This window comes from Actinocorallia aurantiaca (assembly GCF_039533685.1).
Lineage (GTDB): Bacteria > Actinomycetota > Actinomycetes > Streptosporangiales > Streptosporangiaceae > Actinocorallia > Actinocorallia aurantiaca.
The window spans coordinates 275,758-299,270 of sequence record NZ_BAAATZ010000021.1; the positions used below are offsets into that span (position 1 = coordinate 275,758).

25 protein-coding genes are annotated in these 23,513 nt (G+C 69.9%); 12 read left to right on the top strand and 13 right to left on the bottom strand.

Annotation, left to right across the window (positions count from 1 at the left end; all coding sequences use genetic code 11):
• Positions 1-51: 51 nt before the first annotated feature.
• From qcrB to ctaE, 4 genes are read right to left on the bottom strand one after another with little or no spacing between them, the layout of a single operon-like run.
• Positions 52-1,689, bottom strand: coding sequence for a cytochrome bc1 complex cytochrome b subunit (gene qcrB, locus ABD327_RS25550; protein ID WP_344453482.1), 1,638 nt, complete (start codon positions 1,687-1,689; stop codon positions 52-54).
• Positions 1,690-1,691: 2 nt separating this feature from the next.
• On the bottom strand, positions 1,692-2,792 hold the full coding sequence (gene qcrA, locus ABD327_RS25555) for a cytochrome bc1 complex Rieske iron-sulfur subunit (protein ID WP_344453484.1): 1,101 nt from the start codon (positions 2,790-2,792) through the stop codon (positions 1,692-1,694).
• Positions 2,789-3,616 (bottom strand): cytochrome bc1 complex diheme cytochrome c subunit, encoded by an 828-nt coding sequence (gene qcrC, locus ABD327_RS25560; protein WP_344453486.1) that lies wholly within the window; start codon positions 3,614-3,616, stop codon positions 2,789-2,791. Before qcrC ends, qcrA begins: the two co-directional genes overlap by 4 nt.
• 12 nt (positions 3,617-3,628) lie before the next feature.
• Positions 3,629-4,264 (bottom strand): aa3-type cytochrome oxidase subunit III, encoded by a 636-nt coding sequence (gene ctaE, locus ABD327_RS25565; RefSeq protein WP_344453488.1) that lies wholly within the window; start codon positions 4,262-4,264, stop codon positions 3,629-3,631.
• Positions 4,265-4,532: 268 nt separating this feature from the next.
• On the opposite strand from ctaE, the gene ABD327_RS25570 reads away from it, so the two are divergent.
• Both ABD327_RS25570 and trpD read left to right on the top strand, forming a co-directional pair.
• On the top strand, positions 4,533-4,970 hold the full coding sequence (locus ABD327_RS25570; protein WP_344453490.1) for a helix-turn-helix domain-containing protein: 438 nt from the start codon (positions 4,533-4,535) through the stop codon (positions 4,968-4,970).
• Positions 4,971-4,987: 17 nt separating this feature from the next.
• Positions 4,988-6,043 carry an anthranilate phosphoribosyltransferase gene (gene trpD, locus ABD327_RS25575; RefSeq protein WP_344453492.1) on the top strand — a complete coding sequence of 352 codons (1,056 nt, stop codon included), beginning with the start codon at positions 4,988-4,990 and terminating at the stop codon, positions 6,041-6,043.
• A 30-nt stretch (positions 6,044-6,073) separates the two neighbouring features.
• Here the strand turns inward: trpD and ABD327_RS25580 are convergent, their stop codons facing one another.
• From ABD327_RS25580 to ctaC, 4 genes are all read right to left on the bottom strand, one after another.
• Complete coding sequence (locus ABD327_RS25580; RefSeq protein WP_344453494.1) at positions 6,074-7,333, bottom strand: L,D-transpeptidase; 1,260 nt, start codon at positions 7,331-7,333, stop codon at positions 6,074-6,076.
• Positions 7,334-7,558: 225 nt separating this feature from the next.
• Positions 7,559-7,972 carry a cytochrome c oxidase subunit 4 gene (locus tag ABD327_RS25585; RefSeq protein ID WP_344453496.1) on the bottom strand — a complete coding sequence of 138 codons (414 nt, stop codon included), beginning with the start codon at positions 7,970-7,972 and terminating at the stop codon, positions 7,559-7,561.
• Between the two features lie 3 nt (positions 7,973-7,975).
• Positions 7,976-9,592, bottom strand: a complete 1,617-nt coding sequence (gene ctaD, locus ABD327_RS25590; RefSeq protein ID WP_425547209.1) for an aa3-type cytochrome oxidase subunit I — start codon at positions 9,590-9,592, stop codon at positions 7,976-7,978.
• A gap of 77 nt (positions 9,593-9,669) precedes the next feature.
• Complete coding sequence (gene ctaC, locus ABD327_RS25595; RefSeq protein WP_486303501.1) at positions 9,670-10,512, bottom strand: aa3-type cytochrome oxidase subunit II; 843 nt, start codon at positions 10,510-10,512, stop codon at positions 9,670-9,672.
• A 133-nt stretch (positions 10,513-10,645) separates the two neighbouring features.
• Here ctaC and ABD327_RS25600 point away from each other — a divergent pair, with 133 nt between their 5' ends.
• Entirely contained in the window at positions 10,646-11,776 is a 1,131-nt protein-coding gene (locus tag ABD327_RS25600) for a cysteine desulfurase family protein (protein WP_344453503.1), read from the top strand.
• A gap of 32 nt (positions 11,777-11,808) precedes the next feature.
• Positions 11,809-12,114, top strand: coding sequence for a sulfurtransferase TusA family protein (locus ABD327_RS25605; RefSeq protein ID WP_344453505.1), 306 nt, complete (start codon positions 11,809-11,811; stop codon positions 12,112-12,114).
• Between the two features lie 55 nt (positions 12,115-12,169).
• Here ABD327_RS25605 and ABD327_RS25610 read toward each other — a convergent pair whose 3' ends face one another.
• A complete protein-coding gene (locus tag ABD327_RS25610) occupies positions 12,170-13,132 on the bottom strand; it encodes a carbohydrate kinase family protein (RefSeq protein ID WP_344453507.1) in 963 nt (320 codons plus the stop codon).
• An 81-nt stretch (positions 13,133-13,213) separates the two neighbouring features.
• Positions 13,214-13,558 carry an iron-sulfur cluster insertion protein ErpA gene (gene erpA / locus ABD327_RS25615; RefSeq protein ID WP_344453509.1) on the bottom strand — a complete coding sequence of 115 codons (345 nt, stop codon included), beginning with the start codon at positions 13,556-13,558 and terminating at the stop codon, positions 13,214-13,216.
• Positions 13,559-13,803: 245 nt separating this feature from the next.
• On the opposite strand from erpA, the gene nadA reads away from it, so the two are divergent.
• Complete coding sequence (gene nadA / locus ABD327_RS25620; protein ID WP_344453511.1) at positions 13,804-14,955, top strand: quinolinate synthase NadA; 1,152 nt, start codon at positions 13,804-13,806, stop codon at positions 14,953-14,955.
• 93 nt (positions 14,956-15,048) lie between these two features.
• On the opposite strand, the gene pspAA is transcribed toward nadA, so the two are convergent.
• Entirely contained in the window at positions 15,049-15,327 is a 279-nt protein-coding gene (pspAA, locus tag ABD327_RS25625; RefSeq protein WP_344453513.1) for a PspA-associated protein PspAA, read from the bottom strand.
• Between the two features lie 2 nt (positions 15,328-15,329).
• Entirely contained in the window at positions 15,330-16,127 is a 798-nt protein-coding gene (locus ABD327_RS25630) for a PspA/IM30 family protein (protein ID WP_344453515.1), read from the bottom strand.
• A 138-nt stretch (positions 16,128-16,265) separates the two neighbouring features.
• On the opposite strand from ABD327_RS25630, the gene ABD327_RS25635 reads away from it, so the two are divergent.
• Positions 16,266-16,862 carry a DUF3043 domain-containing protein gene (locus ABD327_RS25635; RefSeq protein ID WP_344453517.1) on the top strand — a complete coding sequence of 199 codons (597 nt, stop codon included), beginning with the start codon at positions 16,266-16,268 and terminating at the stop codon, positions 16,860-16,862.
• Between the two features lie 19 nt (positions 16,863-16,881).
• Positions 16,882-17,883, top strand: a complete 1,002-nt coding sequence (locus ABD327_RS25640; protein ID WP_344453519.1) for an aldo/keto reductase family protein — start codon at positions 16,882-16,884, stop codon at positions 17,881-17,883.
• Between the two features lie 18 nt (positions 17,884-17,901).
• Here the strand turns inward: ABD327_RS25640 and ABD327_RS25645 are convergent, their stop codons facing one another.
• Positions 17,902-18,123: a hypothetical protein gene (locus ABD327_RS25645; RefSeq protein ID WP_425547211.1), complete on the bottom strand. Its 222-nt coding sequence runs from the start codon at positions 18,121-18,123 to the stop codon at positions 17,902-17,904.
• Between the two features lie 165 nt (positions 18,124-18,288).
• Here ABD327_RS25645 and ABD327_RS25650 point away from each other — a divergent pair, with 165 nt between their 5' ends.
• The 5 genes from ABD327_RS25650 to ABD327_RS25670 form a co-directional block, all read left to right on the top strand.
• Positions 18,289-19,242, top strand: coding sequence for a bifunctional adenosylcobinamide kinase/adenosylcobinamide-phosphate guanylyltransferase (locus ABD327_RS25650; protein ID WP_344453523.1), 954 nt, complete (start codon positions 18,289-18,291; stop codon positions 19,240-19,242).
• A gap of 11 nt (positions 19,243-19,253) precedes the next feature.
• A complete protein-coding gene (locus ABD327_RS25655; protein WP_344453525.1) occupies positions 19,254-20,018 on the top strand; it encodes an adenosylcobinamide-GDP ribazoletransferase in 765 nt (254 codons plus the stop codon).
• Positions 20,019-20,126: 108 nt separating this feature from the next.
• Complete coding sequence (locus ABD327_RS25660; RefSeq protein WP_344453527.1) at positions 20,127-21,596, top strand: leucyl aminopeptidase; 1,470 nt, start codon at positions 20,127-20,129, stop codon at positions 21,594-21,596.
• Positions 21,597-21,718: 122 nt separating this feature from the next.
• Positions 21,719-23,098: a dihydrolipoyl dehydrogenase gene (gene lpdA, locus ABD327_RS25665; protein ID WP_344453529.1), complete on the top strand. Its 1,380-nt coding sequence runs from the start codon at positions 21,719-21,721 to the stop codon at positions 23,096-23,098.
• Between the two features lie 38 nt (positions 23,099-23,136).
• A partial coding sequence (locus ABD327_RS25670; RefSeq protein WP_344453531.1) for a biotin/lipoyl-containing protein occupies positions 23,137-23,513 on the top strand: 377 nt, incomplete at its 3' end.

Below are 23,513 nucleotides of genomic sequence, written 5' to 3' on the forward strand. Positions count from 1 at the left end.
GCCACCTCCAGGTGGCGGGCTCCTTCTCGTCGGTCGTGTGGCAACCGCGAATCAGCGGGTGAGCTCCTTGCGGCTCTCGTCCTCGACGAGCTCCTGCTCGTGGTGCTCGTGCGGGTGACCGTCCCCGTCGACCGGGATCGAGTCGCCGTTCCACCACATGTTCAGGCGGGTCCGCAGGTGGCCGACCGGGCCCTTGGAGCCCTTGGCCGGCACCCCGTTGGCGTCCACCGCGGGCAGCGGCGGGCGCGCCTCCTCCTTGGAGGTGATCTTGGCCACCTCCGCGGCGGACGGAGCCCTGTGCACCTCTTCGAACTTGCCCTCGGGACTCATCGTGATGATGCCCGCCTCGTAGCCGTGCGCCATCGTCGCGGCGTCGCTGCGCTGGAGGCCCAGGCAGATCCGCTTGGTGATGATGAACGCCAGCACCGGGCCGATGAAGATGGCGAACCGGAAGAACCAGGTCGTCGCGAACAGCGAGATGTGGAACCGCTCGGAGATGATGTCGTTCGCGCCGGCCAGCCAGAGCAGGCCGTAGAACGAGATCATCGCCATGCCGGCCGCGGTGCGGGTCGGCGCGTTGCGCGGGCGGTCGTTGACGTGGTGGTTGCGGTGGTCGCCGGTGACCCAGCGCTCCAGCGCCGGCCAGACCGCCGCACCGCCGAAGACGATGCCGAGCGGCACCAGCGCCGGGATGAGCACACTCAGGCTGAGCGTGTAGCCGAAGGCCGTGATCTCCCACGGCGGCATGAGCCGCAGCGAACCCTCGAGGATACCCATGTAGAAGTCGGGCTGGGAGCCGGACGAGATCGCCGCCGGGTCGTACGGGCCGTACAGCCAGATCGGGTTGATCTGGGCGAAGGCGCCCAGCAGGGCCGTGACCGCGAAGGTGAACAGGAAGTAGGCGCCGCTCTTGGCCATGAAGACCGGGTAGAACGGGTAACCCGTCACCTTCTGCTCGGTGCCGCCGGTGCCCGGCATCTGGGTGTGCTTCTGGTGCCACATGATCATCATGTGCGCCGTGATCAGCGCCAGGATGATGCCCGGGATCAGCAGGATGTGCAGGGTGAACATCCTGGGGATGATGTCCTGGCCGGGGAACTCCCCGCCGAACAGGAACATGTACCCGTAGGTGCCCACCACCGGGATCGATTCCAGCACGCCCTGGGTGATGCGCAGGCCGGCGCCCGACAGCAGGTCGTCCGGCAGCGAGTAGCCGAACAGGCCCTCGACCATGGCCAGCGTGAACAGGCCCAGGCCGATGAACCAGTTGAACTCGCGCGGCTTGCGGTAGGCGCCGGTGAAGAACACCCGCAGCATGTGCGCCATCAGGGAGGCCACGAACAGCAGGGCCGCCCAGTGGTGGATCTGCCGCATGAGCAGGCCGCCGCGGACGTCGAAGCTGATGTGCAGCGAGGAGGCGTAGGCCTCGGACATCATCACGCCCTGGAGCGGCCCGTAGGAGCCGTCGTAGTGCACCTCGAGCATGCTCGGCTTGAACCAGAGCGTGAGGAAGACACCGGTCAGCAGCAGGATGATGAACGAGTAGAGCGCGATCTCGCCGAGCAGGAACGACCAGTGGTCGGGGAAGACCTTCTTGACGTTCCGCTTGAGGAAGTTGCTCGAACCCAGCCGGTCGTCGATGTGGTTGAGCGGCCCGGAGACCGCCTTGGGCAGGGATGTGTCAGCCATGATCAGCCACGCTCCCAGTAGCTCGGGCCGATGGGCTCGGGGAAGTCTCCGGTGGCGACCAGGTATCCCTCGTCATCGACGGCGAGCGGCAGCTGCGGCAGCGGCCGGGCCGCCGGACCGAAGATGACCTTGGCGCCGTCGGTGGCGTCGAAGGTCGACTGGTGGCACGGGCACAGGATGTGGTGCGTGGTCTGCTCGTACAGGGCCGCGGGGCAGCCGACGTGCGTGCAGATCTTGGAGTACGCGATGATCCCGTTGACCGTCCAGTTCTCCTGGCCCTTGATCGGCTTGATCTTGTCAGGCTCGATGTTGATCAGGATGGTGGCCGCCTTGGCGATCTGCGTCAGGGCTTCGTGCCCCAGGTCGTAGATGCCTTCGGGCAGCACGGTGATCATGCCGCCGGGCGTGTTGAAGTCGGCGGCCTTCAGGGGTGCCGAGGCCTCGGCGCCGCTGTCGACGACGAGCCGCACGCCGGGCTTGCCGGCGGCCTTGGCCTTGGCCACGGCCTTGGCCCAGTAGGTGTGGCGCAGCCGCTTCTCCGGCAGCGGACCGAGGTCGCGCAGCAGGAACAGCGGCGCCAGGCCCAGCGGGGCCGCGGCCAGCAGCAGGGTGCGGCGCAGCAGCGGCCGCTTGGTCAGGCCGCTGTCCAGTGCGCCCTGCTTGAGGTCCTGGGCCAGCGAGGAGCGGGTCTCCTCGTCCGTCGACAGGTCGTAGCGCGCCTGCTCGATCGGGGCGCTGGTCATCAGCTTGCGCACCCAGATGGTGACGCCGACGCCCATGCCCAGGAACGAGAGGGTCATCAGGCCGCCGAGCCAGAAGTTGCTCTCCCTGGCCCGCTCCAGCCCGTGCATGCCGCCGTCGCGGCCGCTCCAGCCGATGAAGTAGACCATGAAGCCGACACTCGCGGCGAAGGCGATCAGGAACCACAGCGCGACGATCCGCTCGGTCCTCTTGGCCTTGCGCTCGTCGAGCTCGGTGCTCGGCTGGTAGTCCTCGCCGTCACTCCCGCCGGACGCCAGCAGCGCGCCGGACTTCACCGGGGGCGGCGTGCCGATGACGCGCTCGGGCCCGGCGGGTGCGGTCTCGTTGGTTTCGTCGCTCATGACTTCTTCAGCTTCTTCGGCTTCTTGGCGGTGATCCACATCGCGCAGAAAACGAGCAGGCCGATGCCGACCAGCCAGACGACCAGGCCCTCGGAGACCGGGCCGATCCGGCCGAGGCCGTTGCCGCCCGGGTTGGGCTCTGCGCGGACGGTCTCGATGAACTTGATGATCGAGGCCTTGTCATGCGGGGTCAGCGTGGTGTCGTTGAAGACCGGCATCGCCTGCGGGCCGGTGAGCATCGCCTCGTAGATCTGGACCGGCGTGGTGTCCTGCAGGTCGGGCGCGTACTTGCCGCCGGTCAGGGCGCCGCCCTGGCCGGTGAAGTTGTGGCACTGCGCGCAGTTGGTGCGCCAGAGCTTGCCGCCGAGCGCGATGTCGCCGCCCTCGGGAACCTCGGGGACGCCCGGTCCTCCGCCCAGCGACTGGACGTAGGCGGCGACGGCCTCGATGTTCTCGGGGTCGTCGAACGGAGCCACGACCTTCTTCTGCGGAACCTGGGCTCCGTAGGTCATCGCCGGCATCCGGCCGGTGCTGACCTGGAAGTCGACCGAGGCCGCGCCGACACCGATCAGGCTCGGGGACAGCTGGTTGCCCTTTTCGTCCTTGGTGCCCTCGGCGTTGAGGCCGTGGCAGCTGGCGCAGTTCTGGTTGAACAGCTCCCGGCCCTTGGCCAGGTCCTGGGCCTGGGCCTGGGTGCCCGTGGCCTCGGCCGTGTCGGTCGCGGGCGACAACCCGGCGTAGATGACGCCGATCGCCACGAGGGCGGCGAGCATGACGGCGTAGCCGGCCCAGGAGCGTCGGCGCCATGCGGTGAACCTAGTCACGGATGGTCCCCGTTATCTGATCAGGTAGATGGTCGCGAACAGGCCGATCCAGACCACGTCCACGAAGTGCCAGTAGTACGAAACGACGATCGCACTCGTCGCCTGCTCATGTGTCCAGCGCTTCGCGGCGTACGTGCGTCCCAGAACCAGCAGGAACGCGATCAGGCCTCCGGTCACGTGCATGCCGTGGAAGCCGGTGGTCAGGTAGAAGACCGAGCCGTAGGCGTGCGCGGAGAGGGTCGTCCCGTGGTGGATCAGCTCGCGGTACTCGATGAGCTGGCCGATCACGAAGTAGAGACCCAGAACGAAGGAGATCGCGAACCAGAAGCGCATCTTCCGACGACGCACGTCGTCGGGCAGACCGCGCTTCTCGACGGCGAAGACACCCATCTGGCACGTCACCGAGGAGATGACGAGCACGACCGTGTTGAGCAGCGCGAACGGCAGGTTCAACTCGGCCTGGGGCCATTCCCCGCCGGCGCCCTTGGTCACCGACCGGATGGTGAAGTACATCGCGAACAACGCCGCGAAGAACATGAGCTCAGACGACAACCAGACGATCGTCCCCACATTGACGAGGTTGGGACGATTCTCCCGCTCGCCAAGCGGTGTTGTCTTAATCGCGGATGTTGTTGCCACGGGCAGCATTATTACGGCACCTGGCCGCCACCCCGCACCGGACCCCCGGTTAGAGACCGATCCTTGGGTCACGATTGGAACTTCGTCACCTATCCCTACGTTTCACCAGCTAGGCCTTCTCGACGGAAAGTATCGGTTCCATCACGATCCGCAACTCTCTGTCCGTGTCGTTCGCTGTCGTTCGCGATCGTCCGCGCCCTCCCTCCGCCCGGACGCCGCGCCGCTCTGGAACCGGCCACCCTTTGTCCGGCCAGGCGGAAGCGGTACCCTCTCCGGCATGAGCGCCACCCAGCCCGCCGAAAGCCCGGCCCCCCCGGTCAAGGTCCTCGTCTACGGCGACGACGCCAGCGTCCGCGAGCAGATCCGGCTGGCCATCGGCCGGCGCCCCGCCATGGACCTGCCCCCGGTGGAGTACGTCGAGTGCGCCACCCAGCCCGCCGTGGTCCGGCTGCTGGACGAGGGCGGCTTCGACCTGGTCGTGCTGGACGCCGAGGCGCAGCCCGCGGGCGGGCTCGGCGTGTGCCGGCAGGCCAAGGACGAGGTCTACGACTGCCCGCCGATGCTGGTGCTGATCGCCCGGCGCGACGACGGGTGGCTCGCCACCTGGTCGCGGGCCGACGGCGTGCTCTCCCAGCCGCTGGACCCGATGGCCGCCGCCCGCACCGCGGCCGGCCTGCTGCGCGAGCGGCTCAACGACCGACTGCCCGTTCTCTGACCCGAAAGAGGCCTCACGTGGCTGCCCGTACGACCTGGCCCGCTCTTCTCAACGCCCTGCTCGACGGGCAGACCCTGACCTCCGCCGAGGCCGAGTGGGCGATGAGCCAGATCATGGCGGGCGCCGCCACCGACGCCCAGATGGCGGGCTTCGCCATCGCGCTGCGGGCCAAGGGCGAGACGGTCACCGAGATCGCCGGCATCGCCGCGGGCATGCTGGCCAGCGCCACCCGCCTGGAACTGCCCGCCGACGGCGTCGTCGACCTGGTCGGCACCGGGGGCGACCGCCACCACACGGTCAACTTCTCCACGATGGCCGCCATCGTGGCCGCCGGGGCCGGCGTGCGCATCGCCAAGCACGGCAACCGGGCCGCCTCCTCGGCCTGCGGCACCGCCGACGTGCTGGAGGCGCTGGGCGTGGTGATCGACCTGCCGCCGGAGAAGACCGCGCGGGTCATCGGCGAGGTCGGGATCGGCTTCCTCTTCGCCCCGCTCTACCACCCGGCCATGCGCTACGCCGGCGGCGTGCGCAAGGAGCTGGGCACCCCCACCTTCTTCAACTTCCTCGGCCCGCTGACCAACCCCGCCAGGCCCCGCGCCATGGCCGTCGGGGTCTTCCACCAGAGCATGGCCCCGGTCGTCGCCGGGGTCTTCGCCGAGCGCGGCTGCTCGGCGCTGGTCTTCCGCGGCGACGACGGCCTGGACGAGCTGAGCACCACCGGCCCGTCGGCGGTCTGGTGCGTGCGGGACGGCCGGGTGGAGGAGACGGTCTTCGACCCGGCGGAGCTGGGCATCCCCAGATCCACGCTGGAGGACCTCCGCGGCGCGGACGCGCAGTTCAACGCCGGGGTCGTGCGCCGGGTCCTGGCGGGCGAGCAGGGCCCCGTACGGGACATGGTCCGGCTGAACGCCGCGGCCGCCCTGGTCGCCGCCGAGGGCGCGCCCACCGCGGACGGACTCCCGGCCGCCCTCAAGGGCGCCTACGAGCGCGCCGGCGAGTCCATCGACTCCGGTGCCGCCCGCTCACTGCTGGACCGCTGGGTGTCGGCCTCCCAGCGCCTCCGGGACTCCTGAGGCGTCAGCGCCTCCGGGGCTCCTGAGTCGTCAGGGGCTCCGGAGCTCCTGACGGCCCTCTGAGACGTCCGGGGAACCCACCTGGGCCCGGGTTCCCGTCGGGGACGCGGAGCCCGTCAGCGTGCCGGTGGTGAAGCCCTGGGCCCTACTGCCCTTCAGCCACTCCTGCCAGTTCAGCTGCCAGTAGCCCCAGCCGTTCTCCGGCTCGAGCTCCCGGTCGGTGCCCGTGATCACCACCGGGTCGCCCCGGTGGCTGATGTTGTGGAACCACTTGCCGTTCGCCGGCGAGAGGTTGATGCAGCCGTGGCTGACGTTGGCGTGGCCCTGGGAGCCCACCGACCAGGGCGCGCTGTGCAGGTACTCGCCGCTGTTGGAGATGCGGACCGTCCAGTTGACGTTCTGCCGGTAGTAGCCGGCCTGGCCGGGACCGATGCCCGGAGAGGTCATGACGGTCATGTACTCCTTCTCCATGGTCAGGTGGATCCCGTTGGTGGTGGTGTACTTGCGGACCCCGCCCTTGCCCATGCTGGCGGGCATCGTCCGGATCGTCCTGCCGTTGCGCTTGACCACGACCCGGTGCTTCCGGGCGTCGCCGATGCTCTCGACGCGGTCGCCGACGGAGAACTCCAGGTCGACGTCCTTCGCCCCGTAGCGGCCGCCCGCGATCGGCACCCCGGTCAGGTGCCCGAGGACCCTGACCTTGGTGTGGGCGGGCCAGTACTCCTTGGTCCGGAAGATGACGTTCCGGTCGTCGAACCAGCGCCAGGCGCCCTCGACCGGCTTGGAGCTGCGCACCTCCAGCGCGCGCTCCACCCCCGCCTTGTTGGCGTCGGCGACGTCGCGGTCGAACCCGACCTTGACCGCCATCCCGACGCCGACGACCTCACGGGGCGAGGGGAACAGGACCTCGCTCTCCACGGTCTGCCTGGGGCGGGTCGTGGTGAAGCCGCCGCCGCCCGTCTGGATCTGCCCGTCGGCGCCGAGCGCCGCGGCCCTGACCCGGTACTCGCTCCCCGGGACGAGCGGGTAACGGGACGTCCAGATGGAGGCGTCGTCGGACATGACGCCCTCGACCACCGTCCCCTTGCCGTCCACGACGGTGACGTCTTGGAGCGTTCCCCTTTTCGCCCGCACGATGACGGGGGTGTCGGGCTTCACCGCGGCGCCCGCCGGTGAGATCACGACTCCGGCCTGCGGGGGGGCCTGCTCGTCCTGCGAGCAGCCTGCCAGCAGCGGGACCAGGAGCAGCCCCGCGGCTCCCGCCCTCGAAACGGCGCGGTAGACCGGCACCGAACCTCCCCTTGTCATCCCGTTCCGGACCGCCGAAGGCCTCACCGCCTACGAAGATCACCGAGAAGCGGACGAACACCGCTTCTGTGCTCTTGGCTACCCGCGCGCACCGGCGAGGGAAACCTCACTGGGTGAGCATCCCATAACGGAATGCGATTATGCCGAAGGCCGGTGCGCTCCCGCTCGGGAGCACACCGGCCTTCCGGTCGATACTTTCTGAACTCTCTACGCCTCGACGAACTGGCCCCGGTAGTACTCGAAGACCAGCCCGATCACGGCCAGGATGAGGCAGGCGACGGAGAACAGCGCCAGCCACCAGCCGAACACCAGGCCGAGGCACAGGCCCGCGCACGGGAGCGCCACGAACAGCGGCCACCAGCTGTGCGGGCTGAACTCGCCCACCTTGCCGGCCAGGTCGGAGATCTCGCCCAGCTTGTCGTCCTCGGGCAGCTCGCCGCCCTTGAGCTTCTCCAGCCGGGTGACGGTGAAGTGGATGTAGAACGCGATCATGAAGGCGAGGCCGACGGACATCGCCAGGGCGGTGGTGCCCGTCCAGTCACCGGAGAAGATCCAGTAGACGATGTCGGTGATCAGGAAGAAGATCCCGCACCCGTAGAACATGTACGCCTGGATGCGCATCGGTCAGCCCTCCAGCTTCTTCGTCCGGTCGGCCGGCGCGTCGAACATCTTCGAGGCGACCTGCTGCGCCTCGGCCGCGTGGTGCAGGTCGAAGGCCGGACGCTCGGAACGGATCCGCGGAATGGCGTTGAAGTTGTGCCGCGGCGGCGGGCAGGAGGTCGCCCACTCGAGGGACCCGCCGTAACCCCACGGGTCGTCCACCATGACCCTCTTGCCCTTCTTCCACGTGATGTACAGGTTGTAGAAGAACGGCAGCATCGAGGCGCCCAGCAGGAACGAGCCCACCGTGGAGAGCTGGTTCAGGCCGGTGAACTCCGAGGCGTAGTCGGCGTAGCGCCGGGGCATGCCCTCCGCGCCCAGCCAGTGCTGGACGAGGAAGGTGGTGTGGAAGCCGATGAACAGCAGCCAGAAGTGGATCTTGCCCCAGGTGTCGTTGAGCATCTTGCCGGTGAACTTGGGCCACCAGAAGTAGAAGCCCGCGAACATCGCGAAGACGACCGTGCCGAAGACCACGTAGTGGAAGTGCGCCACCACGAAGTAGGAGTCCGACAGCTGGAAGTCCATCGGCGGGGAGGCCAGGATGACGCCGGTCAGGCCGCCGAAGAGGAAGGTGACCAGGAAGCCGAGCGAGAAGAGCATCGGGCTCTCGAACGTGAGGTGCCCTCGCCAGATCGTGCCGATCCAGTTGAAGAACTTCACGCCGGTGGGCACCGCGATGAGGAACGTCATGAACGAGAAGAACGGTAGGAGCACCTGCCCCGTCACGAACATGTGGTGCGCCCACACGGTGATCGACAGGCCCGCGATCGCGATGGTGGCGCCCACCAGGCCGATGTAGCCGAAGATCGGCTTGCGGCTGAACACCGGCAGGATCTCCGTCACGATGCCGAAGAACGGCAGGGCGATGATGTACACCTCTGGATGGCCGAAGAACCAGAAGAGGTGCTGCCAGAGGATCGCGCCGCCGTGGGCCGAGTCGAAGACGTGCGCGCCGAACTTGCGGTCGGCGAACAGGGCCAGCAGGGCCGCGGCCAGGACCGGGAAGGCCAGCAGGACCAGGATCGAGGTCAGCAGGATGTTCCAGCTGAAGATCGACATCCGGAACATGGTCATGCCCGGCGCGCGCATGCACAGGATCGTGGTGATGAAGTTGACCGCGCCCAGGATGGTGCCCAGACCCGACAGGGACAGGCCGATCACCCACATGTCTCCGCCGAAGCCCGGCGTGCGGGTGGAGTCCGACAGCGGGCTGTAGGCGAACCAGCCGAAGCTGGCGGCGCCGTCCGGGGTGAGGAAGGCGGCGACCACGATCAGGCTGCCGAACAGGAAGAACCAGTAGGCCATCATGTTCATGCGCGGGAACGCCACGTCGGGCGAGCCGATCTGCAGCGGCATGATGATGTTGGCGAAGCCCGCGAACAGCGGAGTCGCGAACATCAGCAGCATGATCGTGCCGTGCATGGTGAACAGCTGGTTGAACTGGTCGTTGGTCACCACGTCCATGCCGGGCTTGTACAGCTCGGTCCTGATCACCAGAGCCATCACGCCTCCGATGAGGAAGAACGCGAAGGAGGTGATGAGGTACATGTAGCCGATGACCTTGTGGTCGGTCGACGTCATCCAGTTGACGATCAACCGCCCCTTGCTGGTGCGGGGCTGTTCCGCAGGGGTGAGCGCGGGACTCTCCGAGATGGTGGTCACTGCGCACCTCCAGACTTCTGCTGGGCCACGAAGTCGTTGAACTCCGCCTGCGTGACGACCTTCACCTGGAAGAGCATCCGGCTGTGGTCGACGCCGCAGAATTCGGCGCAACGGCCTTCGTACGTTCCGGTCTTCGTCGGGCGAAGCTCGAACTTGTTCACGTATCCGGGAACGACGTCCTTCTTGTAGATGAAGGCGGGAACCCAGAAGGAGTGGATGACGTTGTCCGACTTGAGGTTGAAGCGGACCGTCTTGTCCACGGGGACGACCAGGACCGGCTTCTCGCCCTGGGCGGTGCCGCCCGGCGCGTCGGGCGACGTCGGGGTGCCGACGATGCTGATCGGAGAGCCGTCCGCCTTCTTGTAGCCGTCGCCCAGGTAGTCGAACTGCCAGCTCCACTGGTAGCCGATCACGTCGACCGTGACGTCCGGCTTGGCGCTCAGCTTCTCGACATAGGCCTCATCACGGGCGGTGTAGAAGAACAGCACGCCGATGATGACGAACGGCACGGCGGTGTAGAGCATCTCGACCGGCAGGTTGTAGCGCACCTGCGCGGGCAGGCCTTCCTCGCCCTTGCGCTTGCGGTGGAACAACACGGCCCAGATGATCAGGCCCCAGACGATGGCACCCACGGCGAACGCGGCGATCCACGAGCCCTGCCAGAGCGAGAGCATGCGGTCACCCTGCTCGCTGGCGGGGTCTGGGTACCCAAGGCGCTTCAGCTCTTCAGCGTCACAGGCGGTGGCGGCCATCGCCAGCAAAGCCAGCGCGGTCGCGCTTCTCAGCGCTCGGCGGCCACGCACTGGCGTACGCCGCTCCCTAGAGCGGGTCGGACTCACGGATTGCCTTCCCCACAGATGAAGCCCGGGAGCCTTCCCCGGGCGGCTGCATTCAGATAGATCCTCGGTTTGGTGGACACATTAGCGCGGGTGTCCGGGGAGCCCCTCCCGGGACCCCCATTAATGTCGTGCTGTGCCTTACTTCGACGCCGCATCTACCGAGCCGCTGCATCCCGCCGCCCGATCGGCACTGTTGTCAGCCTTCGAGACGGGATGGGCGGATCCGGCGCGCCTGTACGGGTCCGGACGACGGGCCAGAATGCTACTCGATGAGGCGCGGGCCCGGGTCGCGGCCTCGCTGAAGGTCCGGCCGGACGAGCTGAGTTTCACGGCCTCGGGGACCCAGGCCGTGCACCTGGCCGTGCTGGGGGCGCTGTCCGCCCGCCGGCGGGCGGGGCGCCACCTGGTCGTGAGCGCGGTGGAGCACTCCAGCGTCCTGCACGCCGCGGAGCTGCACGAGCGGGAGGGCGGGACGGTCACCACCGTGCCGGTGGACCTGCGGGGCCGGGTCGATCCGGAGGAGTTCGCCGCCGCGCTGCGCCCGGACACCGCGCTGGCCTGCCTGCAGTCGGCCAACCACGAGGTGGGCACGGTGCAGCCGGTGGCGGAGGCCGCCGAGGCGTGCCGGGCCGCGGGGGTCCCGCTGTTCGTGGACGCCGCGCAGTCCGTCGGCCGGGTCCCGGTGCCGGACGGCTGGTCCCTGCTGGCGGCCAGCGCCCACAAGTTCGGCGGCCCGCCGGGCACCGGCCTGCTGGTGATCAGGAAGGGCACCCGCTGGAGGTCCCCGCTGCCCGCGGACGAGCGGGAGGGCGGGCGCGTGCCCGGCCTGCCGAACGTGCCCGCCGCGCTGGCGACGGCCGCGGCGCTGGAGGCCCACGCGGCGGAGTTCGCCGCCGACGCGCCCCGCCTGCGGGAGCTGGTCGAGCGCATCCGGACCCGGCTGCCCGAGACGGTGGCCGACGTCGAGATCGTGGGGGACCCGGTGCGCCGCCTCCCCCATCTGGTGACCTTCTCCTTCCTCTATGTGGAGGGAGAGGCCCTCATCACCGAACTGGACCGGCTGGGTTTCGAGGTTTCGTCCGGTAGTTCCTGCACGGCCGATACGCTTCGTCCCAGCCATGTACTGGAGGCCATGGGAGTGATTACCCATGGCAACGTCCGGGTATCGCTGCCCCGTGGAGCGACCACCGCGGACGTCGACCGGTTCCTCGCCGTACTCCCCGAGACGGTGACCCGGTTGCGCAAGAGCGCGGGTGTGATCTGACGCCCGCCCCGCCGAGAAGGGAAGCGTGACCCATGGGCTTCCGCCGCCGCGGCACCCGCAAGCAGCCCCCGGCGCCTCCGGCGCCGCCGCCCGTCCCGGCAGGCCCCCCGGCCGCCCTGATGCTCGACGCGCTGGGCCGCAAGTGCCCCATTCCGATCATCATGCTGGCCGAGCGCATCCGCGACGTCCAGCTCGGCCAGATCATCGCGGTGCAGGCCGACGACGTCGCGGCCCGCACCGACATCCCGGCCTGGTGCCGGATGAAGTCGCAGACGTTCGTGCGCGAGGAGGCCCTTCCCCAGGGGGGATGGGCCTTCCACGTCCGCCGCGACTACTGAGGGATCACGGTGACCGTGCGAAGGCCACCGTGATCATCTGTCCGTCTCCGCGCTCTCAGCGCAGGTGGACGGCGATCTCCTCGGCCGCCTCGGCGCCGTAGGCCTCGCCCATCCGGGTGAGGAGCGTCTCGCGCACCAGGGTGTACTCCTGGCCGCCGGCGGTCTCCAGCGCGTGGGCGGCCACGAGGTTGCCCAGCTGGGCGGCGCGCTCCAGGCCCAGGCCCCAGGCGACGGCCGCGAGGAAGCCGGCGCGGAAGGCGTCGCCCACCCCGGTCGGCTCGACCTTGCGGACCTCGGGCGCGGCGGGGACGTGCAGGCCCGGCTCGTCCTTGCGGTCGATCACCACGCCCTTGGAGCCCAGGGTGGTGACCCGGACCCCCACCCGGTCCAGGATCTCGGCGTCCGTCCAGCCGGACTTCTGCTCGCAGAGCGCCTTCTCGTACTCGTTGGTGAACAGGTAGGCGGCGCCGCCGATGAGGCTGCGCACCTCGGCGCCGTCCATCCGGGCCAGCTGCTGGGAGGGGTCGGCGGCGAACGCGATGCCGCGGGTGCGGCACTCGTCGGTGTGCCGGACCATCGCCTCGGGGTCGTTGGGGCTGATCACCACCAGGTCGATCTCGCCGAGCGGGGCCAGCTCGATGTTGCGGGCCTCGCTCATCGCCCCCGCGTAGAAGGAGGCCATCTGGTTGTGGTCGGTGTCGGTGGTGCACATGAACCGGGCGGTGTGCCGCAGTTCGGAGACGTGCACGCCGGAGCAGTCCACTCCGTGGCGCTCCAGCCAGGCGCGGTAGTCGGCGAAGTCGGTGCCGACGGCGCCGACCAGCAGCGGGTTCAGTCCCAGGCCGCCCAGGCCGAAGGAGATGTTGGCCGCGATGCCGCCGCGCCGGATCTCCAGTTCGTCCACCAGGAAGGAGAGCGAGACCTGCTGGAGCTGGTCGGGCAGCAGCTGGTCGGAGAACCGGCCGGGGAAGGTCATCAGATGGTCGGTCGCAATGGAGCCTGTCACGGCGATGCGCACGGGGTGGCTCTCCTTATTGGGGCTGACGGAAAAGGGCCTGGACAGATTACTCTGCCAGGCCCTTGAGGTGCTGAGAAGCCCTCAGGAGAAGCTGTCACCGCAGGCGCAGGAGCCCGTGGCGTTGGGGTTGTCGATCGTGAAGCCCTGCTTCTCGATGGTGTCGACGAAGTCGACCGTGGCACCACCCAGGTAGGGCGCGCTCATCCGGTCCGTCACGACGCTGACGCCGTCGAAGTCGAAGGTGACGTCGCCGTCGAGCTGACGCTCGTCGAAGAACAGCTGGTAGATCAGCCCGGAGCAGCCGCCCGGCTGCACGGCCACGCGCAGCGCCAGGTCGTCACGGCCTTCCTGCTCCAGCAGGGCCTTGACCTTCTGAGCGGCGGCGTCAGTGAGGATGATCCCCTGCTGAGTGCTGGTCTCCGTCATATCTCTGTACTCCCATGGGGCCGAGGATTTGCCTAGCAGTGACAACGTACCCGTCGGCTCGGTTCTTCCCCGTCCTGCGGGGTTCTTCTCATCGTGCCACAGGAGAGCGGGACCGGGGACACCCCGACGACGCGCGCCCTGCCCGGTATGTGGTTACATGGGAATCGTCACTCCGACGATAAGTCCGGAGACCGCGCCTCTGCGGTCTCCCTCCGCCAGTACCCCGTGCGCGGGAAGGAGCCCCCGTGACGACCACCACCGATCTGCCCCTGCTGTTCCTGGGCCAGGGCGCGGACCCCGCCAGCGAACTCGGCGTGCAGTGCCCCGGCGAACTGCCCCCCGCCTCCGACCCCGACCTCGTGGCCAGGGCCGCGGCGGCCAAGGCCGCGCTCGGCGACCGGGTCTTCGTGCTGGGCCACCACTACCAGCGCGACGAGGTCATCCAGTTCGCCGACGTCACAGGGGACTCCTTCAAGCTGGCCCGTGACGCCGCCGCCCGGCCCGAGGCCCCCTACATCGTCTTCTGCGGCGTGCACTTCATGGCCGAGTCCGCCGACATCCTCACCGGCGACGACCAGCGGGTGATCCTGCCGGACCTCGCCGCGGGCTGCTCGATGGCCGACATGGCGACCTTCGACCAGGTCGAGGAGTGCTGGGACGTCCTGACGGACCTGGGAATCGCCGACCGGGTCGTCCCCGTCACCTACATGAACTCCTCGGCCGACATCAAGGCGTTCGTGGGCCGCCGCGACGGCGTGGTGTGCACCTCCTCCAACGCCGAGCGGGCGCTGGGGTGGGCCTTCGAGCGGGGCGAGCAGGTCCTCTTCCTGCCCGACCAGCACCTGGGCCGCAACACCGCGGTCCTGGAGATGGGCCTGTCCCTCGAGGACTGCGTCGTCTACAACCCGCACCGGCCGAACGGCGGGCTGACCGACGAGCAGCTGCGCGGCGCCAAGATGATCCTGTGGAAGGGCCACTGCTCGGTCCACGGCCGCTTCAGCAAGGCCTCGGTGGACGAGGTCCGCGAGCGCGTCCCCGGCGTCAACGTCCTGGTCCACCCCGAGTGCCGGCACGAGGTCGTCACCGCCGCCGACCTCGTCGGCTCGACCGAGTACATCATCAAGGCCCTGGACGCCGCCGAGCCCGGCAGCTCCTGGGCGATCGGCACCGAGCTCAACCTGGTCAAGCGGCTGGCCGCCGCCCACCCGGACAAGAACGTCATGTTCCTCGACAAGACGGTCTGCTTCTGCTCGACCATGAACCGGATCGACCTGCCCCACCTGGTGTGGACCCTGGAGGCCCTGGTCCGGGGCGAGGTCCCCAACCAGATCACGGTCGATCCCGAGACCGCCCGCCACGCGAAGGCCGCGCTGGACCGCATGCTCGCCCTGCCGTGACCGGCCGGAGATGACGGGGGCACGGCGTTCGCGCCGTGCCCTCTCCCTTTCCCCGCCCGGGCCCGGATCGCCGCGCGGCGGAGGAGCGCCGGTCTACTCGGGGATGAGGCCTGAGTCCCCGAGCATGGCGCGGACCTCGTCGATGTGGGCGTCCGCCGGGGGCAGCACCAGATCGGAGGGCTCGAGGCTGTCGGCGGGCAATTCCGAGCCCCGTTCCCGCACGCTGTCGAGGAGCGCGTTCAACGCCCGGCGGAAGCGCTCCTCGTCGTCGGCCTCGATCGCCGACTCCAGCGCGGCGTCCAGTTCGTTCAGGGCGGGCAGCTCGGACTGGTCCAGCTCGACCTGGCCCTCCCCCATGATCCGGACGATCATGTTCAGCCTCCCTGCTGAGGCGGCCACTGCTTCTGCTGCTCGGGCTGCTGGGACTGCTGCGCCTGGGCGGGGCCCGCGTCGATCTGCCTGGGAGCCTCGCCGCCCTGGCCCAGCTCGGCCTTGAGCCGCTCCAGCTCCAGCTCCACCCCGGTCGTGGCGTTCATCCGGTTGAGCTCGGCCTGGATGTCGTCGCGCGGCCCGGAGAAGTCCTCCAGGGCGCCGGACTCCAGCAGCTCGTCGATCGCCCCGGCCCTGGCCTGGAGCTGGGCGGTCTTGTCCTCGGCGCGCTGGATCGCCAGGCCCACGTCGCCCATCTCCTCGGAGATGCCGCTGAACGCCTCGCTGATCCTGGTCTGCGCCTCGGCGGCGGTGTACGTCGCCTTGATCGTCTCCTTGCGGGTGCGGAAGGCGTCCACCTTGGCCTGCAGCCGCTGCGCGGCCAGGGTGAGCTTCTCCTCCTCGCCCTGCAGCTGCTGGTACTGCACGCGGAGGTCGGACAACTGGGAGTCCAGTCCGGAACGGCGCTCCAGCGCGGCCCTGGCCAGGTCCTCCCGGCCCACCTGCAGAGCCTGGCGGCCCTGGTCGGTGAGCTTGTTGTGCTCCTTCTCAAGGCGAGTGATCTGCAGTTCCAGGCGCTTGCGGGAGGTCGCCACGTCGGCCACGCCCCTGCGCACCTTCTGCAGCATCTCGAGCTGGCGCTGGTAGGAGTAGTCCAGGCTCTCCCGCGGATCCTCGAGCCGGTCCAGCGCGTTGTTGGCCTTGGACCTGAAGATCATCGACATTCGCTTCATCACGCTCATCGCGACGCGGACGTCCCTTCGATACGGGGTCGCTAAACCCGAGCCAGCCACTGACGGGCCTCTTATCACCCTACGTTGTTGACGCACGGGCCGACCATGAGGTTCCTTGCCGGTATCGACATCAAATATCCTTCTTCCGTGTTCCGACGTGGCAGCGACTCCTCAGACGCCTCCGCCTCCCAGACCGGCGCCGAAGAGCGTCCGGCGAAGGAGGGCGGGAAGGGCCGTCCCACTCCCAAGCGCCGCGAGGCCGAGAAGGTCCGGCGCAACCAGCTGGTGACCGCGCCCCGAGACCGCAAGGAGGCCTACCGGCAGGTCCGCGAACGCCAGGCCCAGCAGCGGTCGAAGACGCGCGAGGGCATGGCCAAGGGCGACTCCAAGTACCTCCCCAAGCGGGACCGGGGCCCGGTGCGCGCGTTCGCCCGGGACTACGTCGACGCGCGGCGGACGGCCGGCTCCCACCTGATGCTGATCATGTTCGTGATCGTCATCGTGAGCTTCGTCCAGACCCCGCTCACCCAGCTGCTCTTCGTGCTGATCCCGCCGGTGCTGCTGTTCGTCGTGCTGACCGAGAGCCTGCTGATCTCCCAGAAGGTCAAGAAGCTGGCCGCCGAGCGCTTCCCGAACGAGGACCGCAAGGGCGTCGGCCTCTACGCCGCGACCCGGTCCCTGCAGATGAGGCGCCTGCGCATCCCCAACCCGCGCTACGGTCCGGGCGACAAGGACAAGATCTGAGCGACCTAGGATCGGGATCATGGAATTCCGATACCTGGGCCGCAGCGGTCTGAAGATCTCCGAAATCTCCTACGGCAACTGGATCACCCACGGGTCCCAGGTCGAGGAGGACACGGCGGTCGCCTGCGTGCACGCCGCCCTCGACGAGGGCATCACCACGTTCGACACCGCCGACGTCTACGCCGCCACCCGGGCCGAGACGGTCCTGGGGCGCGCGCTCAAGGGGCAGCGCCGGGAGTCGCTGGAGATCTTCACCAAGGTCTACTGGCCGACCGGGAAGGGCCCCAACGACCGCGGGCTGTCGCGCAAGCACATCATGGAGTCGATCAACGGTTCGCTGCGCCGGCTCGGCACCGACTACGTCGACCTCTACCAGGCGCACCGCTTCGACCACGAGACCCCGCTGGAAGAGACCATGCGGGCGTTCGAGGACGTCGTCCGCCAGGGCAAGGCCCTGTACATCGGGGTCTCGGAGTGGCGGGCCGAGGAGATCTCCGCCGCGTTGAAGATCGCCGAGGAGCGCGGCTTCGACCGGATCATCTCCAACCAGCCCCAGTACTCGATGCTCTACCGGGTGATCGAGGAGGAGGTCGTGCCGCTGTGCGAGCGCGAGGGCGTCGGCCAGATCGTCTGGTCGCCGATCGCGCAGGGCGTCCTGACCGGCAAGTACCTGCCGGGGCAGGCCCCTCCGCCCGGCTCGCGCGCCACCGACGACAAGAGCGGCGCCGACTTCGTGAAGGTCTGGATGCGGGACGAGATCCTCGCCCGGGTGCAGGAGCTCCAGCCGCTCGCGAAGGAGGCGGGGCTGACCATGGCCCAGCTCGCGGTGGCCTGGGTGCTGCAGAACCCGAACGTGTCCTCGGCGATCATCGGCGCCTCCCGGCCCGAGCAGATCCGCGACAACGTGAAGGCCGCCGGGACGCGGCTCGAGGCCGGGCTGCTGGCGCGCGTCGACGAGGTGCTGGGCGACGCCGTCGTCCGGGACCCCGCCGAGACGCGGTCCCCGGCAACTCGACCGTGAGGCGTTCCCGCCCGGCGGTCAGTCGAGGCTGAGGGGCATGGGTCCGTACACGACGCGGTCGTCGTCCAGCAGGCGCACCTGGGCGACGCCCGCGTCCGCGAGCGCGCGCCAGTTCTCGCCCAGCCAGCTCTCCGCGTCGGCCTGGGTCGGCTGGTAATCGGGCTGATCGAAAGGCGCGGGCAGAACGCTCGCAGGGATCTCCGTCCCGTCCGCCTTCTCGTACCGCCACGTCCACGCCATGTTCGCCAGACTCCCCTCGACTTCGTGCACAGTACCGCTCCGGGGATGTGTCCCACAGCGATCATGCCATGTCCCGGCCGATTCTCGCCGGGAACGACGGGGACGAACCTCCCGGGCGGGGGGACCGGGAGACGGCCCTGTCCGACTCGTATAGTGCGCTCCGCCATGCGAATCGAGATCGAGGGCGACGCCTCTCCCCTGGGCTGGCCCGCCCCGGGCTGCCCCTGCGCCTCCTGCGCTCCGCTGCGCCGCCGTGGTGAGAGCCGTGCTCCGCTGCGGATCCTGGTGGACGGGCTGCCTCTGGAGGAGCTGGAGGCCGCGGAGGTCCCCGGAGGGCTCGACATACGGACGGCCTCGGGCGGGCGGCTGCTCTACGGGCATCACGAGGCCTGGCCGGAACCGGCTCCCGGAGCCGTCTACGACGCCGTCCTGCTGGACCTGCTGGAACGTCCGGAGCACCTGGCCGTCCTGCGGCGGCTGGGAGCCGTCGCCTCTCACACCGAGATCCACGCCGTCCACGTCGACCACCGGGTGCGGGACGCGGCCGAGTTGCGGCGGCGGCTGGAGTTCTGGCGGTCGCCCGTCGCCGGGCCGCACCGCACGCTGCTGCTCGGCGGTTCCAGGTCCGGCAAGTCCGCCGAGGCCGAGCTGCGGCTGATCGCCCATCCCGACGTGACCTATCTCGCCACCGGCCCCCGGGCGGACGGCTCCGACCCGGAGTGGGACGAACGGGTGCGTTCCCATCGGGTGCGCAGGCCGTCCTGGTGGCGGGTGGTGGAGTCCGACGAGCTCTCCGGACTGCTGCGGAGCGCCCGTGGCGCGATCCTGGTGGACGGCCTGGGCACCTGGCTGGCCTCCGTCATGGACCGCACGAACGCCTGGGAGGACCCGGACGCCGTCCGGCCGCTCCTCTCCGAACTCGTGGAGGCGTGGCGTCGCACGGAGGCCGTCGTGGTGGCGGTCTCCGACGAGGTGGGGCTCTCACTGGTGCCCGACAACCGCGCTGGACGGCTGTTCCGTGACCTGCTCGGCGAATTGAACCAGCGGCTGGCCGCCGAGTCCGAGGACGCGGCCCTCGTGGTGGCGGGCCGCCCTCTCCCCCTCTGGCCCTGCCGATAACCTCGCCGCCCATGAGCCTTCCCCCTGGCCTGCGTCTGTCCTTCGGCCTGCTCAGCGTCCTGCCCGTCGGCTTCGTCGAGGCCGACCGGAGGACGTTCGGCGCGTCCATGGCCTGGGCTCCGCTGGTCGGCGCGGTGCTCGGGGCGGCGCAGGCCGCGGCGTTCGTCCTGCTGGACCTGGCCGGCGCCGGCGCGACCCTCGCCGCCGTACTGGCGGTGGGGCTGGGCGCCGTGCTCACCCGCGCGCTGCACCTGGACGGGCTCGCCGACGTCGCCGACGGGCTGGGCAGCGGCAGGCCCGCCGACGAGGCCCTCGCGATCATGAAGCGCTCGGACATCGGGCCCTTCGGCGTGGTCGCGCTCGTGTTCACCCTGCTGGCCCAGGTCGCGGCGGTGGGCGCGACGGCCCATCCCGTCCTGGCGCTGGTGCTGTCCGGGGCCGTCGCGCGGCTGGCCGTGACCTGGGCCTGCTCCCCCGGCGTCCCCCCGGCCCGCCCGGACGGGCTGGGGGCGCGGGTGGCCGGGACCGTCCCGGTCCGCGTCCCGCTCGCCTGGACCGGCGCGCTGACGGCGCTCGCGGCGGGGGCCGCCGCCTGGTGGACGCGCTCGGCGGCGGAGACCCTGCTCCTGGCCGCGGCCGTGCCCGTCGCGCTGGGGGCGGCGGCGCTGTTCCGCCGCCACCTGGTCCGCCGGTTCGGAGGGGTCACCGGGGACGTCCTCGGCGCGCTGGCCGAGCTCGCCGGGACCGCGGTGCTGGTCTTCGCCACCCTGGGGTAAAACCCTACAAACACGACAAATTCCCGGCCTCGCGAGCCGCCCCGGATCGGGGCAAGGCTTGATCGAAACGGGGAAAACAGGTGCTGAGGGCGAGTAAGGTCGAGAGGCGTGACGACGAATCTCAGCATCAGCCAGACCGACCCCGCCTCCCTCGATGTCGACGCCCTCGTCATAGGCGTGGGGCCGGGGGTCGTCCCGGCCGCCGGGTCGCAGGGCGTGGACGGCGCGCTGGACGGGCGCCTCGTGGAGGCGCTCAAGGCCGTCGGCGCCACCGGCAAGGCCGGTGAGGTGGTCAAGCTCCCGACCCTGGGTGCCATCGGCGCCAAGGTGATCGTGGCGGCCGGCCTCGGCGAGGACCCGAACCCCGAGACGCTGCGCCGGGCCGCCGGAGCGGCCGTGCGCGCGCTCGCCGGCACCGCGCGGGTCGCGCTGGCCCTGCCCTCCGCCACCCCCGAGCAGGCCTCCGCCGTGGCCACCGGCGCGCTGCTGGGCAACTACTCCTTCGGCCGCTACCGCACCGACGAGCAGGCCGAGCCGGTGGGCGAGCTCGTGCTCGTCACCGACCTCGACGCCACCCCCCTGGCGGAGCGCGCCGAGAAGGTCGCCGGGGCCGTCGCCCTGGCCCGCGACCTGGTGAACACCCCGCCCTCCCACCTCACCCCCGAGGACCTCGCCGGAGTCGCCGAGCAGGTCGCCCGCGACCACGGCCTCCAGCTGGAGGTCCTCGACGAGAAGGCGCTGGTCGACGGCGGCTACGGCGGCCTCGTCGGCGTCGGCCAGGGCTCGGTCAACCCGCCCCGGCTGGTGCGCCTGGGCTACCGGCACCCGCAGGCGACGAAGACCGTGGTCTTCGTCGGCAAGGGCATCACCTTCGACACCGGCGGCATCTCGATCAAGCCCGCCGAGGGCATGGACTGGATGAAGTCCGACATGGGCGGCGCGGCCGCCGTGCTCGGCTCGCTCCAGGCCATCGCCGCGCTCAAGCCCAAGGTCAACGTGGTCGGCTACCTGGCCATCGCCGAGAACATGCCGTCGGGCACCGCCCAGCGGCCCTCCGACGTCATCACCATCTACGGCGGCAAGACCGTCGAGGTCCTCAACACCGACGCCGAGGGCAGGCTCGTCATGGCCGACGCCATCGTGCGCTCCGCCGAGGACTCCCCCGACCTGCTCGTCGACGTGGCCACCCTCACCGGGGCCGCGCTCGTCGCCCTGGGCGTGCGCACCGCCGGCGTCATGGCCAACTCCGACGAGGTGCGCGAGAAGGTCGTCCAGGCCGTCCTGAAGGCGGGCGAGGACGCCTGGGGCATGCCGCTGCCCGAGGAGCTGCGCAAGGGCTTCGACTCCCAGGTCGCCGACATCGCCAACATCAGCGGCGAGCGCTGGGGCGGGATGCTCGCCGCGGGCGTCTTCCTCAAGGAGTTCGTGCCCGAGGGCGTGCGCTGGGCCCACCTGGACATCGCCGGCCCGGCCTTCAACAAGGGCGAGCCCTACGGCTACACCCCCAAGGGCGGCACCGGCTCCGCGACCCGCGCCCTGATCCAGATCGCCGAGGACGCGGCCTCGGGCCTGCTGTGACCTGACTCAAACCCTCCAGCGGCCATTACCGCTCAGTACAAATGAAAAGATGGCCCTACCTGGCATTTCTCCGGTGTCCACGAGAGGGCCGGCGAAACGAGATCCACAAGAAGGAGCGTCCAGTGGCGAACAAGGGCCCGTACGACCTCGTCGTGCTCGGCGGCGGGAGCGGCGGCTACGCCTGCGCTTTGCGCGCGTCGGAACTGGGCATGCGCGTCGTCCTGATCGAGAAGGATCCCAATCTCGGCGGCACCTGCCTGAACCGGGGCTGCATCCCCACCAAGGCCCTGCTGCACGCGGCGGAGGTGGCCGACGAGATCAACGAGGCCGCCTCCTACGGCATCAAGGCGACCTTCGAGGGCATCGACGTCCCCGGGGTGCAGTCCTACAAGAACAAGATCGTCACCACCACGGTCAAGGGCCTCACCGGCCTGATCAAGTCCAGGGGCATCGAGATCGTCTCGGGCGCCGGACGGCTGGCCTCCCCGACCTCCGTGGCCGTCGGCGACGACGTCTACGAGGGCGCGCACATCGTGCTCGCCACCGGCTCGGCCCCCCGCTCCCTGCCCGGCCTGGAGATCGACGGCGCCAAGGTCATCTCCAGCGACCACGCGCTCGAGCTCGACCACGTCCCGGCCTCCGTGGTGATCCTCGGCGGCGGCGTCATCGGCGTCGAGTTCGCCTCCGTGTGGCGCTCGTTCGGCGCCGAGGTGACCATCGTCGAAGGCCTCCCGCACCTGCTGCCGCTGGAGGAGGAGTCCTCCTCCAAGCGGCTGGAGCGGGCCTTCCGCAAGCGCGGCATCAAGTTCGAGCTCGGCGCCCGCTTCTCCGGGGTGAAGGACACCGACGCCGGCGTCACCGTCTCCCTGGAGAACGGCAAGACCATCGACGCCGAGCTGCTGCTGGTGGCCGTCGGCCGCGGCCCCGTCTCCGAGGGCCTGGGCTTCGAGGACAACGGGGTGCGCACCGAACGCGGTTTCGTGACCGTCGACGAGTACTGCACCACCTCCGTCCCGACCGTCTCGGCCGTGGGCGACCTGATCCCGACCCTCCAGCTGGCCCACGTGGGCTTCGCCGAGGGCATCCTGGTCGCCGAGAAGGTCGCCGGCCTGAACCCCACCCCCATCGACTACGACGGGGTCCCCCGCATCACCTACTCCAACCCCGAGGTCGCGTCGGTGGGCATCACGTCCGCCAAGGCGCGCGAGCTCGGCCTGGAGATCAACGAGATCACCTACGACCTCGCGGGCAACCCCAAGAGCAAGATCCTGGGCACCCAGGGCGAGGTCAAGATGATCGCGGAGAAAGACGGTCCGATCCTCGGCGTCCACATGGTGGGCGCCCGGGTCGGCGAGCTGGTCACCGAAGGCCAGCTCCTCTACAACTGGGAGGCCCTGCCCTCTGAGGTGGCGCAGCTCATCCACGCGCACCCCACCCAGTCCGAGGCGGTCGGCGAGGCAGCACTCGCCCTCGCCGGCAAGCCCCTGCACGTCCACGGCTGACGACCAGACAGCCACACGAAGAGGAGTCGCTGAGAACCATGCCGGTCTCCGTCACCATGCCCCAGCTCGGAGAGAGCGTCACCGAGGGCACCGTCACCCGCTGGCTGAAGAAGGAGGGTGAGCACGTCGAGGTCGACGAGCCGCTCCTCGAGGTGTCGACCGACAAGGTCGACACCGAGATTCCCTCTCCCGCCGCGGGCGTTCTGACCAGTATCACCGTCGCCGAGGACGAGACCGTCGAGGTGGGCGCCGAACTGGCGATCATCTCCGGCGCGGACGAGGCTCCGGCCCCGGCGGCCCCGCCCGCCGCGGCGCCCGAACCCGAGCCCGAGCCCGAACCCGAGCCCGCACCGGAGCCCGAGCCGCCCGCCGCGGACCCGGGCGGCGAACCTCGGGTCGGTGAGCATCAGCCGCA